Consider the following 16,302-nt stretch of genomic DNA (forward strand, 5'->3'; position numbering starts at 1 on the left):
ACACCGTCACCCTCACCGGGACAGGCCTGACGGCAGCCACCGCGGTAAATTTCGGTGCGACACCGGCGGCCTCGTTCACGGTCGACTCCGACACCCAGATCACCGCGGTCACCCCCGCCGGAACGGGCACCGTGCAGGTCACCGTCACCACCACAGGAGGAACCAGTAACGGCGTCAGTTACACCTACGTCTGACAACAGACGCCGCTGGGCCGCCGACAAATTATTGCCGGCGGCCCAGTCTCGATACAGTCGAATACGTAGCCCTTCGAGCGCTTCGTGCGACCAGCCCGACCGTGCCCGCGCCACCTGCGGTTCCGGTCTCGGGCTGGCGATCGTCACCGAGATCATGCGGCCTTGCCCGAACCCGGTGCGCTGACGATGAGTCCCATCGCGAGGGTATCCGTCGGCGGGCGGGGGATGTCCGGCCAGGATCCGGTTCAGCTCGACGCGCATCGGGGCTGTCGCGGCTTGCCCGCCCGCGGCGGGTAGTTCGGAGAGGATCCACCCGACGCACGTTGGTGTACTGCGAGCAGGACCACAGCAGCGCGAACGCTTGCTGCTCGCGATCCCGTACACCAGCATCAGTATCCCTTGGCCTGCTCGATCACCGCACGGCCGACCTCGAACACGAACCGATCGGCATCACCGGGCGGTCGGGGCTGTTCAATGTCCACACCTCAGCCCTACCCGAGGCGCGGCGTGCGGATTCGAAAAGCCCACGCTGGGTCACGGGGTGAGCTTGCCGGGGTTGGTCCAGCGGGCGAGTAGGACGGTGGCGTCGTCCTGCAGTGTTCCGTGCTGATGGGCGAGCACGGCGTTGATCAGTCGGCGGGCCGTCTCCGGTGGGGGGTGGCCTGCCGCGGCCTCGCGGCGCAGGAAGTCGGTGAGGCGCTCTTCGCCGAAGAACGCGCCCTCGCCGTCACGGGCCTCGGTGATGCCGTCGGTGTAGAGGACGAGCCAATCGTCCGGTTGCAGAACTTCCTCGGCGACGGTGAGCTCGGCATCGCCGAGCCCCAGCGGCAGTCGGTGCCCGCCGCGGAGGGGTTTGACGATTCTGCCGCCGCGCATGATCATCGGTTCCGGGTGGCCCGCGTTGATGTAGCGCAGCCGACCGGTGGACATGTACAGCTCGGCAAGGACCGCCGTGGCGAACTGTCCGCGTCCGAACTGGTCGGCGATGGCCTGGTCGATGACGCGGGCTTGTTCGAACAGCCCGTGGCCGGCGTGGCGTGCACTGCGGTAGGCGGCCAGCGCCGTCGCCGCGATGAGGCCGCTGGCCGGGTCGTGGCCGACCGCGTCGATGACGATGAGTTGTGCGGTGGTGTCGGACAGCGCGTAGTCGAAGGCGTCGCCGTTGAGGTCGTGGCGTGGTTCCACGACGCCGCTGATCACGAAGTTGTCCACGCCGGCGGTCAACGGAGGCAACATCGACCAGATCAACTCCGCATTGGGAGTGCGGGGCGTGGTCAGCCGGGCGCCCTCCAGAGCGTCCCCGAGCCGGGTCGTCGCCGTGACCAGGTGACCGAGCAGCCGTGACATCCATCGGCATTGCACCCGAAGTCCCGGGTCGTAGAGGTCGGCGTGGTCCTCGACCTGGATGTCGAGGACGCCGAGGCGTTCGCTTCCATCGAGCAACGGAACCCACAACCGGGGCCGGTCGGCTCCGTGGGAAGGCAGGGTCTGCACGAGCCGGAACGCGCGGCCCGGCAGAGTCGTGTCGACATCGAGAACATCCACCGCAGCGGCGTGCTCGCACGTGCTGGACGGTGCTCGGACACGATGCAGGGAGCGCTCGTCGTAATCCACCAAATACATGTCGACGTGCACGCCGAGGGCGTGGCCGGCGGCTGCGGCGACGGCGGGTAACCGCTCGGGCGCCGCTTGGTGGGCGCCGTCGAGCAGAGCCACCAGCGCCGCGAGGGGGGCGCTTTCGGGCTCGGTGTCCCGGATGATGCGGCTGTAGGCGGCGCGTTTGGCCCAGGCGAGTTGGTCGAGGCGTTCGTTGACAGCATGGGCGAGGATGTCGCGATCGAGCGTGGGAAGTCCGCGGCCCCCGTGCACGTAGGCGTCGATCTCCAGACAGCCCGCGTCGCCACCCGAGGTGAAATAGCTCATCCACAGTTCTTCGAGGCTCAGTTCGGCGCCTTTCAACGCGAGCACCAGGCTGCGTTGCTGCTCGCGGGCGCGGTCACTGCCGCGACCGGCGGCGGCCGTCCGATTCTGTCGACAGCACAGTAAGCTCCGGTCGACAACGCTGCGATCCGAACCGGCGCTCGCCACCATCTCGATTGGTCGCATATCGGGCGTTTCAATCGTAGTGCACTGGCTGCATATTCCCGCTGGCTCGGCGGGGAAATACATATGCCGGGTGCCGCGCTGACCGCCCGAGTTCTCCTCGGTGATGTTTCCGGACGTCGGCCACGGGTAGGGCCCCCTCGTTGGAGTGTGACGACGACCATCGAGGAGTGGGATGTTCATTCACAACAAGGACCTGCAGTTCGAGGTGCGGGTGGACCGGCCGGATCCGCGGTTCGCGACCCTGCTGCAAGAGCAGTTCGGTGGAGCCAACGGCGAGCTCAAGGCCGCGATGCAGTACTTCACTCAGGCGTTCGTGCTGCGCCGCAAGAATCCGAAGATGTACGACTTGTTCATGGACATCGCCACCGAGGAGCTCAGTCACCTCGAGATCGTCGGCTCCATGATCACGATGCTGCTGGACGGGCTCAACGACGATCTGAAGCAGGCGAACCAGCGGTGTGACTGGATGCCGCTGGTCGGCGACTCGGCCGGCCGTGAGCAGGTCATCCACCAAGTCGCGGTGAACCCGTTGTATTTCGCCCTGACCGGCGGCGGCCCGGACGTCAAGGATTCGGCGGGGGTGCCGTGGCAGGGTTCATTCGTCAATGCCAACGGTGAGCCCTCGGTGGATCTGCGCAGTAATCTCGCGGCGGAGTCGCGAGCGAAAATCGTCTACGAATACCTCAAGCAGTTCACCGACGACCCGGGCGTGCAGGACACGTTGTCGTTCCTCATGACGCGCGAAGTCGCGCATTTCCAGCAGTTCACCGCGGCGCTCAACGAGCTGCCGGTCAACTTCCCGCCCGGAACGCTGCCCGGTGACGATCGGTTCCAGAACGTCGCGTTCAACATGTCCAATGGTGCGGCAAGCGCCCGCGGCCCGTGGAACGAAGGGCAAGGGCCTTGGCCGGAGGGCATGCAGTGGCGTTACGTCGACAATCCGGTTACCGAGTGGCTCGGCTCCGACGAGCGAGCCAACCACGGCGCCGAGGAGAATCCGCAGGGCGAACCCGCGGTGCAGGGCACCAAGCCGTTCACCCACGAACAGCACATGCCCGGCTGACCATCGCCGGTGTCTTCCAGGCAACTCACACCGGAGGTGTACCGATGGATGCCTTGACCTTCCTGCGCAACGATCACGAGAGCGTGCTGGGAATGATCGAACAGTTCGAACGCGGGCGCGGTGATGGTGCGGCCGAGACTCGGGCGCGTTCGGATCTCGCGACGAGTCTGGTGATCGCCGCATCGCAGCACGAAGCGGTGGAAGAGCAATTCTTCTGGCCGGCGGTGCGGCAGGCGCTTCCCGACGGTGACGAGCTGGCCGATCGGGCTCTCCAGCAGGAAAACCTCGCCAAGCGTCTGCTGCAGCAGATCGAGGATTCCGAAGCCGGATCAAGCGAGTTCGAGCAGGCACTCAGCGAGTTCATCGTCGTGGTCCGCGAGCACATCGAGTTCGAGCAGGATCAGGTGTGGCCCCTGTTCCGGCAGGCGGCCGACCGGGACACGATGGAGGAACTCGGGCAGAAGATGGCCACGGCGAAGAAGGTGGCCCCGACCCGACCGCATCCGGATACACCGTCGACTCCAGGTGCGCAAAAGACCGGCGGCTTGGTAGCAGCACTGACCGACAAAGCGCGTGACCTGCTCACCGGCAGGAGGTCACATCAGCCACCGGACCCACCGCCCACCTGAGCGCACACGTTCGCTACCTCGCTCGGGTGGGACCCACACGGGACAGACGGGAACCGCTGCGGCGGTGGCGGGCAGCACCCAGCCGCTCGTCACCGCCGTGAGTGAAGGCGGCTGTCGTCCGCGAGCGCGTGTGCGCACATCGGCCGACTGCACCGGGGTGGCGTACTGCGCAACGGTGATGTCGGCGGCGGCGCGCGTGCTCATGCGCCCGCTCCCAAGGCGCAGCGGCGCGCGAGGATCTCATCGAGACATGCGCGGGGTACACCACCAGCAGAGCGTGCTGAGGGTCGGCGACCCGCAGGACGCGGTCGTGGATACGGATGCCGGCGCCGCGACGGATGGGTGCAGGCAGCGACAGATGTCCGTACTTGGTGACACCGCCCCACATTGCCCAGAGGAAGGCCGGGGCGCACTCAGAAGCGCTCGATTGCCCGCGGGGCGGTCGACCGCGCCGAAGAATGGAAGCACCGGCAGAAACGTGTCGTCTGCCCCGATATCGGTTTCACAGCCGAACGCTGATCGGGAGTCAATAGGATTCGTGGGCGGGCGTTCCACGACTTCTCCGCGTGGCTGCGTTTCGGCGGCGAGGCGATCGGGCGCAACGACCCGGACTGCCAGAAGAAGATCATCAAGTTCAACGAGCTGCTCGCGAACTGCGTGATCTACTCCAACGCCTGCGATATCACCGCCGCAGCGAACGCCCTCGCCGGTGACGAGCACCCGATCGACACCGATGATCTGGCCACGATCTCCCCGTACATCACCCACACCATCCGCCGGTTCGGCGACTGGGTTCTTGATGGCCACCACCCGCTGGGAAATCACCAGCGATGGGTCGTCCTCGCGATCGGCACCCTTCAACGATGGCTGATACCTTGCAGAATTCGCACAGTTCGGCCAGTGCCTGGTCCAGATAGATGTATGAAGGAGACCTCTCCGCATGAACACGGCTGCACAGTGGTTCACCGGTCCGAACAGGCGTCGAAGTCGGATCGCGGTGCTGGTCGTGGCCGTCGTGGTGGGTGTCGCTGCGGTCGTATGGGCGGACCGATCACCACGGCAGTCCCAGCAGGCAACGCCGGTGGTGGGCGGCAAGTTTCGTATCGAGCCCACTCTAGGCTCCGCACCCACTCCTCGCTGGACGGTGCGCGCCGCCGATCTGTCCACTGACCCCGGCGCTGTTCTACTGTCCGCTCCGCACAGTCTGAACGTCTACTACGGAAACGGCACGCCGATGGATGCCGGGACCACGATCGTGGCGGCCACCGCGGTGCCGGACAGCCCGGGTGGCGGGGTCGGGCAGCCGGTCAGCGCGGTGCGACTGCACGGTATCGACCCCGAGACCGGAAAGCCACACTGGACAATCGATGTGGGCGCGATCGCCAGCTGCGCCGAACAGGTGTTTCAGGGCCTGCTGAGCTGTTGGGACACCCATCGGGTCCTGATCGTCGACAGCGCGACGGGCACGGTGCTCACCGATCACATCACCGATTTCGAGGTGGAGCAGGTCGATGCTCGCGACGGTGTCGTCACGGTGGCGGGGCGAACCGCGGATTGGCAGACCGCTGTCTTCACGCGAGGAACCGTCTCGGATATCGCCGCGAGCTGGCGTAAGACGTTTCCGACAGTGGTTCCCGGAGAGCCGGTCAGACCCGTCATCAGCGCACCGGACTACTTCCGGTATGGGCGCTACGGCAACATTCGTGTCCACGATTTGCGTACTGGCGAGCCGCTTTTCACCGGACCGGTCGGCTATGTCTTCGACGGCGGCATGATCGCCTCGCAGGTGATCGATCGCAGCGGCACTGCGGGAAAGGTCGCGTTGCTCGGCCGCGACGGACACAGCATCACCGAGGTCGCCAATGCCAGCTTCATGCTCGAGTGGTACCCGGTCGCCACCGCGTCGCCACTGCCGATCCTGACCGGCGAGAGTGCCTACGAGCGCACGACAGGCCGAGTCCTGTGGACCAATCCCGAGATCGGCATCGACGACACGGCCGGGCGCAAGGACGCGATCGAGGGTGTGGTGCGAGATACCGTGATCATCCGATCACTCGAGGGCACAACGCTTTCCGGGCTCGATCTCACCGACGGGCATCGCATTTGGCAGCGGCCCTCGCCGTTCGAACACGCCACGAAATTCACAAGCTATGACGGCATCACCGACGCAACCCATCTCATCCTGACCGACGGTGTCACCGTGCAGGCGATCGATGGCGTCGACGGAACTCCGGTGTGGTCGATGCCGTTGCCGCCAAGTGGTGATCCCAGAGTCCACTCGCAGGTGCGGGCGATGGGCGGTCGCATGGTCACCGTGACCGCGCATGAATTCACCGGATATGCTGCGGCATAATGTGACTCGAACGTTCGGCGACAGCCTTCATCGGCAAATTCAGTCGGCGACCGCAAGCGCCGGGTAGCCGGGTCGATCGGTCCCAACATCTGCGGGCGACGTTGATCGCCGTCTCGATTCGTCGTCGTTCTCTTCGGTCGACGTCTAGCTAGGCGGGGTGGTCGTCCATCGACGGGCACTACAGCTTCTACCTGCCCGACGTCGGCGGAGCACACCGGCCACTGCGTGATCCCGACGCCCCCGCCGACGAGTGACCGGGCTGTCGTGCGGACACGCTTCATACGAGATAGGTCAATTGGCCGCTCGGCGGCTCATTGTGGGGTCCTGGTGGCAAGGGCCTGGTAGTAATCGCGCGGTAAACAACGAAGTTGCTTGGACCAGCGGTGACGGTGGACTTATCGGTGACTGGCGCGACGGTGTAGCGGCGCTTGTCACGCTCATCGAGTTCGTCGTATGTCGCCCGTATAGGCTGCACCTGCAGGGGCCGAGCTTCGGCTTCTGGCAACATGTCACGCTGCTGGTCAGGCCATTGTCGTGTTTTCCGCGCGATTACTACTAACGGAATCCCTCGTGATGCGGATGGCGCATGGTGTTCGGCTGCCGTAGGGCACAATCGGACATATGGCACGGTCTTTGCCCGAGGGCGAATCGCTTCTGGTGCGTACGGACTTCACCGACGACGCGACGTGGGCCCAAACCCTCGCCGCGGTCATCGCGTCCTACGACGAAGACATGTCCCGAACTCGCGTTCTCGTGGCGTCATCAGGTTTTCACGCTCGCCGAGGCCGGGTATCGCGTGATCGCGCCGGATATGCGCGGTTACGGCGGTAGCTCGCGGCCGTCCGAGATCGAGGACTACGACGTATTGACGATCTGCGCCGACCTGGTGGGACTGTTGAATGCCCTCGGCGTGGAGGATGCCGTGTTCATCGGACACGACTGGGGTGCCGCGGTGGTCTGGCAGATGGCACTGGCCTATCCCGGCCGAGTGCGGGCAGTCGCTGGACTGAGCGTTCCACCGACGCCGCGCTCGCCGGTTCCACCGCTGGGGATTCTGCGTTCCCGGCTGGGAGCTTCGTTCTACTCGGCAGTGCCCATGCGCAGCCGAGCGTGCACAGCGCCATGACCAAGAGGAAGGCGGAGACCGACACTGTCGAACCGGTTGCCGCCAGCAGCGCGGTCATGAGGAAGGGCGTGCCACCACTGACCAGGGGGAGGAGCCAGGTTGATTCGAGTCCGGTGGTGATTGAGCGGCTGTGTCGCATCTGGAGGTGTTTGAGCAACGCAGCATCAGCAGGAATTGGTCAGAGGCGGAACCCGTCTGCGTCGATCGGCAGTGGAATCGTCGGCATCGAGTCCTCCCCATGCGCAACGGCGAGCAGGGCGGGGAACGAGGCAAGTTTGCGCCTCGGCCGTCCCTGAACCGCGCCGAGGTCGCGCTCGGTCCGATCGATCGCCCTCCACTGGTGCACGCCGACGGCGGTGGGCTGACGTTGCCGGACTAGTGCGTCGAGTTCCTGCGGGGTGGTTGCCGGGGTGGGAAGCAATCCTTCGGAATGGTCGGCGAGGAGCGCGGCGACAGTCTCGAGTGCGCATTTCTTGTTGGCGCCGATGCCTCCGGACGGGCCCCGCTTGATCCATCCCGCCGTGTAAACGCCGGGGATGGGTTCGCCGGTCCCGGCGAGGACTCGGCCGAAGTCGTTGGGCAGCACACCGCCGTCATGGTCGAAGGGCAGGCCGGACAGCGCAGCGCCGCGGTAGCCCACCGCCCGGAGTACCAGGCCCGCCTCGATGGTCTCTTCGATTCCGGTCGGGACAGCGCGGACGTCACCGCCGGGGCCGTGTTCGAGCCGATTGCGAGCCACACGCACTCCGGTGACTCGTTGATCGCCCAAGATCTCCAGCGGAGAACACAAGTAGCGCAGGACAATACGGCGCGACGCGACGCGGTGGCGTGTGGTGAGTACCGCGGCAGCCTGCGCTTTGGCCAGCCCGATCGGGTCCGATCGAAGTGCGGCGAGCTGGTCGGGATCCAACCTGGCCTCGTCGGACAAGGCGAGGACATCGGCGCCGTCGAGATCCGTCAGGGCGAGCAGCTCGGGAGTGGTGTACGCGGCCTGCGCGGGGCCGCGCCGGCCGAGTACCACGACTTCCTCGATCGTGCCGGCGGCCAGGGCGGCCAGCGCGTGGTCGGCCATATCGGTGGCGGCGAGCTCCGCGGGATCGGCGACCAGGAGGCGGGCGACGTCGAGGGCGACGTTGCCGTTGCCGACGACGACCGCACGGCGACAGGAGAGGTCGAACGTGCGGTCGATGAAGTCGGGGTGGCCGTTGTACCAGTTCACGAACTCGGTTGCCGACGCGCTGCCCGGCAGGTCCTCGCCGGGAATCCCCAGGCGGCGGTCACCGGAGGCCCCATAGGCATAGACGACTGCGTGGTGCGCTGCGGCCAGCTCGTCGTGGGTGATGTGGATACCGACCTCGACGTTGAGGTGGAAGCGGAAGCGGCCATCGGCGGCGGCGCGCTCGAATACCTCGGTGACGGATTTGGTGGACGGGTGGTCGGGGGCCACCCCGCCTCGCACCAGACCCCACGGTGTGGGCAGCCGGTCGAACATCGTGACTGTCGCGCCCGGATGCTCGAGCAGCTCGAGTGCGGCATACGCGCCCGCGGGCCCGGAGCCCACCACCGCGACTCGAAGCTCCTCGATCTCGGCCCGCGCAGCGGGCGGCGAGACGTCGGGGATGCCGGGCGGCAGCGGGTTTCGCTGGTAATAAGCCTCCGCCAGGTCCAAGAACCGGCCTGCCGCGGGCGCGGTGTCGCGGGTGATCGCCCCGACCGGGCACTCGGCGACGCACGCGCCACAGTCGATGCAGCCGGCGGGGTCGATGTAGAGGGCTTCGGCGGAGGCGAAGCCCGGTTCGTCGGGGGTGGGATGGATGCAGCCGACCGGGCACACCGGCACACAGGAGGCGTCGTTGCAGCACGGCTGGGTGATGACGTGGGGCATGGCGTTCCTTGCTAGCGGGAGTCGGGGAGCGGTTCCACGGTGACCGGGATTCCGTTGAGGGCGGCGTTTCCGCTGACGGTGTCCAGGAACAGCGGGTCGGTGACATCGTTGGCGCTCGCGCCAGCGACGCGGGAGGCCACGGACAGCCGACTTTCCGCCGCCGCGTGCCCGTACCCGTGCGGCAGGCTGACCGTGCCCGCCATGATGTCGGTGGTCTGCCTGATGTCCACCCGCACGGCGCCGGTGCGCGAGCGCAGCACGGCGGGCCCGTCGGCCAGTCCGAGGCGGGCCGCGTCGGCAGGATGCATGAGCAGATGGTGTCGCTGCGGACCGGCGACGAGGCGGGCGTAGTTGTGCATCCAGGAATTGTTGGAGCGCAGGTGCCGTCGGCCGATCAACAGCAGCGACCCTGGATCCGCCGGAGCCGTACACAGGTCGGAGCGCAGGGTGTCGAGGGCGTCCGCGATCTCCGGTGGCACGAGGTGTAGTCGGCGGTCCGGAGTGCGCAGGCGATGCTCGACGCCTGGCCGCAGCGGGCCCAGGTCCAGCCCGGCCGGGTGAGCGAGCAGTCGCCGCACGCTCAGTTTGTAGCGACCTGTGCGCAGGAGCAGGTCCACCAGCCGGCGCGGCGGTGTCCGCAGCCGAATCTCGGTGGCCAGGGCGGGCCTACTGAGGCGACGGCGCAATACCCGCATCCGGCCGCCTCCGAGGTGGCGTTGGTAGGCCGAGCCGAGGTCGCGGAAGATCTCCCAGTCGTGCCGCGCGCCGCGCGGCTTGGGCAGCACCGCGGGCGAGTATTTCGCGGTATTGCGGACGGCGAAGGACCGGAAAACCAAGTCGTAGTGGTCTCGTTCCAGCGCGCTGGTCGGCGGCAGGATGACGTCGGCGTGGCGAGTGGTCTCGTTGAGGTAGAAGTCCACGGCCACCATGAAGTCGAGGCCGCCGAGCGCGGTGCCGAGTGCGGCTCCGGCAGGAGTGGACAGCACCGGGTTTCCCGCGATCGTCAGCAGCGCCCGGACCTGCCCCTGGCCTGGCGTCGTGATCTCCTCGGCAAGGGCGGCGACCGGAAACTCCCCGGCGAAGGAAGGAAGCCCGCGCACACGGCTGCGGCGTCGGCCGAAATGGCCCGGGCTCAGCAGCCGTGTCATGTCGATGGCCGGGTCGGTGAACAGCGTCCCGCCCTCGCGGCCCAGGTTTCCGGTGATGATGTTGAGCACCTGGATGGCCCACTGGCACACAGTGCCGTGACGCTGGGTCGACACGCCGAACCTGCCGTAGCAGGCGGCGGGGCCCGCGTCGGCGAAGGAGTGGGCGAGGCGGGTGATCGTGGCGGCGGGCACGCCGCTGAAACGGCCAGCGGCTTCCGGCGTGAACTCGGCGACCGCGTCTCGCAGCGCGTCCGCACCCGTGATGTATTCGGGCAGGCGCGGTGCCCGGTCTCGCAAGACGACGTGCACCATGGCCAACAGCACCGCGGCGTCCGTGCCGGGCCGGATGAACACGTGCTCATCGGCGTCCGCGGCCGTCTCCGTGCGGCGCGGGTCGATGACGGTGACCCGCCCGCCGCGCTCGCGGATCTCCCGCAGCCGCCGCGCCATATCCGGCGCGGTCATCAGGCTTCCGTTCGACGCACGCGGGTTGGCACCGAACATGAGCAGGTGCTGTGTCCGGTCCAGATCCGGCTCCGGCAGCAGGAACTGGTGCCCGTACAGCAGTGCCGAAACGACCTGGTGCGGCAACTGGTCGACCGAGGATGCCGAGAAGTGGTTGTGGGTTCGCAGCAATGAGGCGAACGCTGACCCGTGGGTCATCGCGCCGAGGCTGTGGACCGAGGGGTTACCCAGGTAGACCGCCACCGCATCCGCGCCGTGGCGCCGACGGGCCTGAGCGAGTCCGCGGGCCGCCGCACTGATCGCCTCGGACCAGTCCACCTCCACCCATTCTCCGTCGATCTTGCGCAGCGGCCGCCGTAGCCGGTCCGGGTCGCTGTGCACGTCGGTCATCGCTACGGACTTGGGGCACACGTGGCCGCGGGACAGGGGGTCGTCGCGGTCGCCGCGCACACCGACGGCCCTCCCGCCCTCGATGGTGATTTCGATCCCGCAAATCGCCTCGCACAAGTTGCAAGCGGCCTTCGCGGTGCCGCCGCCCCCGGAGCCGCGTATCGCCCGCCCCGCCTTGGTCAACGCATCGACGGCTGCCCCGGTCGCGCTCATGGTGTAGTCGCCTCCGCAAGAGATCCGCTCGAACATGAACATGACGTCATGTTATTTTTTTCGTGTCTACCATGGATGCTGTGCCCGACGCCAGCCCCCTCCGCCGCGAACCGGTCCAGCAGCGCAGCCGCGAGCGCGTCCAGCGGATCTTGGACGCCGCCGTGGAGATCATCACGGCCCAGGGAACCGACGCGGCGACGGTCCGTTCCGTGGCGGAACGTGCTGGTGTCCCGTCCGCGACGGTGTACCAGTTCTTCACCAACCGCGACGCCATCTTCGAGCAGCTGCTCGCCCGCGAACTCAAGCGCCTCGATAGCGAACTGGAGCAGTCCCTCGCCACCGCCCGGCCACACCCGGACATCGCGGCCGCCGTCGAGGCGTTCATCGCCTTTCACGGCCGCCACTACATGTCCCACCCGGACTTCGTCGCCCTGTACTACGCCTCCCGGCACAACGAGGCTCTCCGCGACGACATCAGAAAACACCTCGGCAGGCTCACCGACCTGCTCCACCGCCACCTGCTTGCCACCGGCCTGCTCGCGCCCTCCACCAGCCGACGCGTCGTCGAAGTGGCCGTGGAGCTGGGTGACCACGTCTTCGAGCTGGCCCACCAGCGCGGCGACGAGAGTGACGCGCTGACCGACGAGGGTCGGATCGCCATCACTCGCTACTTGCAGGTCTATGCGGCCGCCCGCCAGCACGACGAGCCGATCGGGCTCCGTGAGCAGGTGGTCCGTGCCGAGCCGATGGCTTCGGCTGTTTCACAGAGCGCGCAGGCGTCGTCGTAGCGGCGCGGGACGTGAGCCTTTGGTGAGTAGCCCCGGTTGGGGCCGAGGAGGCTGGTGAGGTCTCGCATGGCCTGGGGTGCGGTTTGAAGTAGCGGGCGCAGGTTGTCGGGTTCGCGGTGCCGGGACCTGGCCATGAGTTCGAGCAGGCTGGCGTCGGCTTCCCCAGGGGGTGTGAGGACGGAGTGCCGCAGTTCGTGTGGAGGTCGCCGTGGTATCCGCCGAAAATCGGGCGGATACCGCGTAGCTCGTTGGTACAGAGCGGTTTTCTGCCCTCGACGCGTGATCTTGTAAAAACAGCGGTGGCGGACCCTGTTCGGTTGCTGATTCGTTTCATTGGATGAGGGAGGCTTCCTGACCGCTCGGCAGGTCGCGCTGTACGGCAGGTTCGGTGGTCCTCCGTCGGAGGAGGAGCTGGAGCGGTTCTTCGTCCTTGACGACGCGGACCGGAAGCTGATCGCGAAGAGGCGAGATGACAGCTCTCGCTTAGGTTTTGCGTTGCAGTGGCTGATCCGGGCCTTGCTCACCGCGGCCACGCCCGGGGTGACCACCGGGCCCCAACCGACGTTGAGGCTTGTGCCGTCAGTACCGCCGCCACCGTGATAGATAGGTCACCGAGGCGGGGTTCACCGCCGGACAGGTGCGTGTAGGAGGCCACGAAGCCGGGATGCCAGCCCCACGTCTACCAAAACTATGTTCGCGCCGAAACCCACGCCGCCGCCAACGCCCATCTCATCGCCGGGCAAGCCGGGATCGCCACCGCGCAACTGTGGGGCGGCGGGCTGGTCGCCGCGGTGGACGGCACCCGGTTCGTGGTGCCCGTGCGCAGCAACGACGCCCGACCGACGCGATGGGCTCGGCGAGGTCGCCGTTCCGGACTGGCGAGGTCGCGTGTCCAACTGTCGACTTCTTTGAGCCCCGCCCCGCCAGTTGGTTTCCAGAGGTGGAAAGGTGAATGCCTGAGGTTGTGCTGGGATGCTAGCGCGGAATGTTCGCCCCGGCGGGGTGGGGATCCGTTTCTGGGGTGGGTCAGTGGATGTGGCGTGAAGGCAGGTGTGGATGTCGATACCCGAGGAGCGGACTGCGCAACGGCAGTTCGCGTTGCAGGTCTATCAGGAGATGATGAGGGTCGGCGCCACCCGCGTATCCTACGACCCGGATGAGTTCGTCATCCGATACAACGACGGCATGGTGCTCAATCTGAGCAACATCTTCCAGCAGGTGCGGGATTTCTCTGCCGAGGAACGACGAGCTGAGGTGGAGCGGTTCGTCGCCGCGATGCTCGCTCCAGCTCTGGCACTGTCGAGCTGGGACCAGGTCCGTCCGCTGTTGCGACCTGTTCTGCGGCCCTGCACGTACATGCTCGAAGATTCCGATTCCCGGTTGCAGCGGCCGGCGTTTCCGTTCATCGATGAGATGGTGGCAATCGATGAGCCGGGCCGGATCCGACTCCCGGCACAACAGCAGCTGGTCGAATGGGGCGTGGGCGCGGAGGAGGTGTTCGAGGCCGCGCGGCAGAATCTCGCTGAAACGGTCATCACCACCGAGTTCGACGAGGGTGCCATAGTCCGTATCGTCGTCGACGACCCGAGCTATCTCCCGTCGTGGCTGCTCGTCCCGGGCTGGCTGGCGGCGTGTACCCGCAGCTACCGACATCGGCCGGTGGCGTTCATTCCGGATTACACGTCGTTGATCGTCGCTCCAGGTGATCCGGAACTGCTCGAGCATCTGTATCAGACCGTGGAGCAGGAAGTCCGTGACGCCGCCCGTCCCCTGTCACCGCAGGCCTACACAGTCGACGACAACGGGATGGTGGTCCCACTGGATCGGGCGATCACCGGACCGTTGCCGCCCGCCGTCGACCGAGCCCGGACGCTGCTGGCCTACAACGGATACGAAGCGCAGCGCGACTGGCTGCAGCAGAAATACAACTTCGACGCGGTGGTGGACGGGGACTTCGACGACGACGAGTCTGCGTCTCTCTTTGTCGCCGACATCATGATCCGGCAAGAGAAGGAGGATAGTTCGCCACAGATGGTGACGGTGTGGGGCGAAGGGGTACACTCGTCGCTGCCCGAGGCGGATTACATCGCTTTCGCATGCGAGGACATGGAACAGACGATCATCGTTCCGTTCCAGGCTGCGGTGGAGATCACCGGCATCACGCCGATCCCTGGGTTTCGCCCGACTCGATACCGTGCGGTCGACTGGCCCGACCACGTTACATGGTCCCGCCTTTCCGAGGCGGCTGTGACGACCGAATCGATGGACCGGGACCCGCGGAGCGTTGCGACATCGGGGAACCACATGACCTCCGACTACGACGGTTTCGTCGGTACCAGCGATATTGTCACCGATATTGTGTACCGCCAAGTGGTCGATTCTGAGCGGACCGCCCGAACCATTCTGGCTGAGCGCTTGACCGACAGCCCGCTCACCGCCTTGCAGGACGTCGCTCCCCATTTCCTAGGTCTCGCAGGGTATTTCAGCCGTGGCGATTTCGGTGAAAGCTCGGGAATTGTCCGTTCTCATGCTGACTCGGCCGCCAACGCGTTGGTGGCCCGGTTACAGTCGGCGCGCCGGCCAGTAGGTGATGGCTTTGTCTCGATGATCATCGGCGACGACACATACCAGATCCCGGCTACGGGCGGCACGTCACCACCGTTGCCGGCCTCGGATTTTCTGTCCGCCCTGTGGATCAGCGTTGTCACACGCAACCCGCGGCTGCTGATGTTTCTGCTGGGCAGTGCAGACCGCCCCGGCTACCCGCTCGCTGAGACGAATGACTACGCGAGTCTGTGGGGGCTGGCGTGGCAACAAATCCACTGCGGCGCCCCGGCAGTCCACGACACCTTGCACGCAGCCCAGAGTGCCGCCAAGGCGGCGGGCGACGAGTACGCTACCCGCTGCGCGGCTCCAGCGATCCAGGCGCTACAGGCTGCCGTCAGTGGTACGGCAACCGAGTTCAACACCGCGTTTCTCGACGCCCTGTGGCAGTACAGAGGCTTCTCGGGAACGAACGAAAGAAGCCTGATATCAGCCGGTTTCGTCGCCTGGCATCTGCTCGCACTGGCCTGCTTCGCTACCGATCGCGGTCTACCGCTCACCGTTGCCTCGGACTACCTCCCGCCAGCCCTTCTCGATCGTGCATGGACGCTCCCCCTCGCCGACGACATCATCCGCTACCCCAACTCGACGCACGACGATGACGGCAACCCGCTCCCTGCGCTCCGTCTCGGCGTCGACGGCCTCTGGGAGTTTGCCGGCTGGCCCAGCGACATGAGTGGGGGGTCCCGGTAGCACTGGCGTTGCGAATGCTCGACATGCAGGGCAACCCCAGGCTCGGACACGGTCAGCGCGCAGCGTCGGCCAGGCACGGTAGAGCGATGCGACCGGGGGATGCTCGCCGGCGTTCTTGCCGGTCTTGATCCGCAGACGCCCGGTGAGCGCGTTCATCGGCACGCCTTTGTCCTCGAGCGCGCGGCCCAGGATCAGCATGTCGTCGTCGATGACCTTCGGCCGAAGATCACGCGTAGAGGGCCGAGCGCGTCTGGTTCGCCGGGGCGGGGCATCCGGGCGCGTTTGCCGGAGAGCCGCAGTTGCGGGCCGTGCTTGTAAAGCAGGGTGGCCGCGGCCTCGGTACCGACGACATCGGCGAAAGCGTCGGGATGGTCGGCGGCCGCCGATTCCAGCCAGGCATAGGACAACACCATGGGCTGTGCACCCGGTCAGCTATCCCGCAGCTCGCTCGCGAGTCAGGTCCAGGCGGGTGCTCATGTCGAGCCGGAACCGGCCTTGGTTGGTGTCGGACCAGAACACCGGCCGAATCGCCCGACGCTCGCTGTCGCCGACCAGATCGTGGAAACCGGGATCCTGCAATCCGCTTCGAAACACCTGAAGCCGACCTACGAATCCCGCGCTTTACATAGGTAATTCAGCAGGGAT

Annotated in this window: 12 protein-coding genes and 3 pseudogenes; 11 read left to right on the forward strand and 4 right to left on the reverse strand. The window is 66.6% G+C overall.

Annotation, left to right across the window (positions count from 1 at the left end; all coding sequences use genetic code 11):
• Positions 1-194, forward strand: a 194-nt coding sequence (locus ON29_RS31635) for an IPT/TIG domain-containing protein (protein ID WP_040871889.1), incomplete at its 5' end; no start/stop codon positions are given.
• A 534-nt stretch (positions 195-728) separates the two neighbouring features.
• Here the strand turns inward: ON29_RS31635 and ON29_RS31640 are convergent.
• Entirely contained in the window at positions 729-2,300 is a 1,572-nt protein-coding gene (locus ON29_RS31640; RefSeq protein WP_245549277.1) for a PP2C family protein-serine/threonine phosphatase, read from the reverse strand.
• A gap of 172 nt (positions 2,301-2,472) precedes the next feature.
• Here ON29_RS31640 and ON29_RS31645 point away from each other — a divergent pair, with 172 nt between their 5' ends.
• The 6 genes and pseudogenes from ON29_RS31645 to ON29_RS37355 form a co-directional block, all read left to right on the forward strand.
• Positions 2,473-3,363: a manganese catalase family protein gene (locus ON29_RS31645; protein WP_040871890.1), complete on the forward strand. Its 891-nt coding sequence runs from the start codon at positions 2,473-2,475 to the stop codon at positions 3,361-3,363.
• A gap of 44 nt (positions 3,364-3,407) precedes the next feature.
• A complete protein-coding gene (locus ON29_RS31650) occupies positions 3,408-3,992 on the forward strand; it encodes a hemerythrin domain-containing protein (RefSeq protein ID WP_040871891.1) in 585 nt (194 codons plus the stop codon).
• Between the two features lie 534 nt (positions 3,993-4,526).
• Positions 4,527-4,769 (forward strand): annotated as a pseudogene (locus tag ON29_RS37565) (Tn3 family transposase); the annotation flags it as partial.
• Between the two features lie 163 nt (positions 4,770-4,932).
• Positions 4,933-6,345 (forward strand): outer membrane protein assembly factor BamB family protein, encoded by a 1,413-nt coding sequence (locus ON29_RS31655; protein ID WP_157172971.1) that lies wholly within the window; start codon positions 4,933-4,935, stop codon positions 6,343-6,345.
• A gap of 621 nt (positions 6,346-6,966) precedes the next feature.
• Entirely contained in the window at positions 6,967-7,176 is a 210-nt protein-coding gene (locus ON29_RS37905) for a DUF6924 domain-containing protein (RefSeq protein WP_373283948.1), read from the forward strand.
• Positions 7,082-7,429: pseudogene (locus ON29_RS37355) on the forward strand (alpha/beta fold hydrolase); the annotation flags it as partial. The gene ON29_RS37905 and the pseudogene ON29_RS37355, both read left to right, overlap by 95 nt.
• Before the next feature lie 220 nt (positions 7,430-7,649).
• On the opposite strand, the gene ON29_RS31665 reads toward ON29_RS37355, so the two are convergent.
• Together ON29_RS31665 and ON29_RS31670 are read right to left on the reverse strand one after the other, a co-directional pair.
• On the reverse strand, positions 7,650-9,356 hold the full coding sequence (locus tag ON29_RS31665; protein ID WP_051175817.1) for an FAD-dependent oxidoreductase: 1,707 nt from the start codon (positions 9,354-9,356) through the stop codon (positions 7,650-7,652).
• An 11-nt stretch (positions 9,357-9,367) separates the two neighbouring features.
• Positions 9,368-11,614 (reverse strand): molybdopterin-dependent oxidoreductase, encoded by a 2,247-nt coding sequence (locus ON29_RS31670; RefSeq protein WP_245549278.1) that lies wholly within the window; start codon positions 11,612-11,614, stop codon positions 9,368-9,370.
• Positions 11,615-11,652: 38 nt separating this feature from the next.
• Here ON29_RS31670 and ON29_RS31675 point away from each other — a divergent pair, with 38 nt between their 5' ends.
• The 4 genes and pseudogenes from ON29_RS31675 (at position 11,653) to ON29_RS31685 (ending at position 15,657) form a co-directional block, all read left to right on the forward strand.
• Complete coding sequence (locus tag ON29_RS31675; protein WP_051175818.1) at positions 11,653-12,360, forward strand: TetR/AcrR family transcriptional regulator; 708 nt, start codon at positions 11,653-11,655, stop codon at positions 12,358-12,360.
• A gap of 333 nt (positions 12,361-12,693) precedes the next feature.
• Positions 12,694-12,960 carry a DUF4158 domain-containing protein gene (locus ON29_RS37910; RefSeq protein WP_040871893.1) on the forward strand — a complete coding sequence of 89 codons (267 nt, stop codon included), beginning with the start codon at positions 12,694-12,696 and terminating at the stop codon, positions 12,958-12,960.
• Positions 12,961-13,034: 74 nt separating this feature from the next.
• Positions 13,035-13,226: pseudogene (locus tag ON29_RS37360) on the forward strand (Tn3 family transposase); the annotation flags it as partial.
• 190 nt (positions 13,227-13,416) lie between these two features.
• Positions 13,417-15,657, forward strand: a complete 2,241-nt coding sequence (locus tag ON29_RS31685) for an Imm49 family immunity protein (RefSeq protein WP_157172972.1) — start codon at positions 13,417-13,419, stop codon at positions 15,655-15,657.
• 191 nt (positions 15,658-15,848) lie between these two features.
• On the opposite strand, the gene ON29_RS31690 is transcribed toward ON29_RS31685, so the two are convergent.
• Positions 15,849-16,070 (reverse strand): hypothetical protein, encoded by a 222-nt coding sequence (locus tag ON29_RS31690; protein WP_040871895.1) that lies wholly within the window; start codon positions 16,068-16,070, stop codon positions 15,849-15,851.
• Positions 16,071-16,302: the final 232 nt, after the last annotated feature.

It is taken from the genome of Nocardia exalbida NBRC 100660 (assembly GCF_000308575.1).
Lineage (GTDB): Bacteria > Actinomycetota > Actinomycetes > Mycobacteriales > Mycobacteriaceae > Nocardia > Nocardia exalbida.